This window comes from Peterkaempfera griseoplana (assembly GCF_001418575.1).
In the GTDB taxonomy this organism is placed as follows: Bacteria; Actinomycetota; Actinomycetes; order Streptomycetales; family Streptomycetaceae; genus Peterkaempfera; species Peterkaempfera griseoplana.
In genome coordinates this window covers 1-712 of the sequence record NZ_LIQR01000400.1, presented here as the reverse complement: position 1 = coordinate 712, position 712 = coordinate 1, and the positions used below count along the sequence as shown (strand labels likewise).

Below are 712 nucleotides of genomic sequence, written 5' to 3'. Positions count from 1 at the left end.
CGGCGGTACGCGCCGGGCGGGCGGTGATGCCCTCCACCGCGCTCCAGGCACCGGCCAGGCCCACCTGATCGGCGTCGATACCCAGATCGTCCAGATCCAGCGAGGCCACCGGCTTCTTCTTCGCCGCCATGATGCCCTTGAAGGAGGGGTAGCGGGCCTCACCGGACTGGTCGGTCACCGACACCACCGCCGGCAGCGACGCCTGCAGCTGCTCGGTCGCCGCGTCGCCGTCGCGCCGCCCGGTGACGGTCCCGTCCTGGACGGAGACCTCCGAGAGCAGCGTCAGCTGCGGCACGGCCAGACGCTCGGCCAGCAGCGCGGGCAGCACGCCCATGGTGCCGTCGGTGGACGCCATCCCGCAGACCACCAGGTCGAACCCGGTCTGCTCCAGCGCCTTGGCCACAATCGCCGACGTGCCGATCACATCGGTGCCGTGGATGTCGTCGTCATTGACGTGCACGGCCTTGTCCGCACCCATCGACAGCGCCTTGCGCAGCGCGTCCTTGGCATCGTCCGGGCCCACCGTCAGCACGGTGACCTCCGCGTCCCCACTGGCCTCGGCGATCCGCAGCGCCTGCTCCACGCCGTACTCGTCCAGCTCCGACAGCAGCCCGTCCACGGACTCACGGTCGGTCGTCGTGTCCTCCGCGAACCGACGGTCGCCCGTCGCATCGGGCACGTACTTCACACAGACAACGATCCTCAAGCTCAC

1 protein-coding gene is annotated in these 712 nt (G+C 70.2%); it reads right to left on the bottom strand.

Translation table 11 applies throughout. The features are described 5' to 3' along the window. Positions 1 to 712: electron transfer flavoprotein subunit beta/FixA family protein (locus AOK09_RS38315; protein ID WP_079063475.1), on the bottom strand; the 712-nt coding region annotated here is incomplete at its 3' end.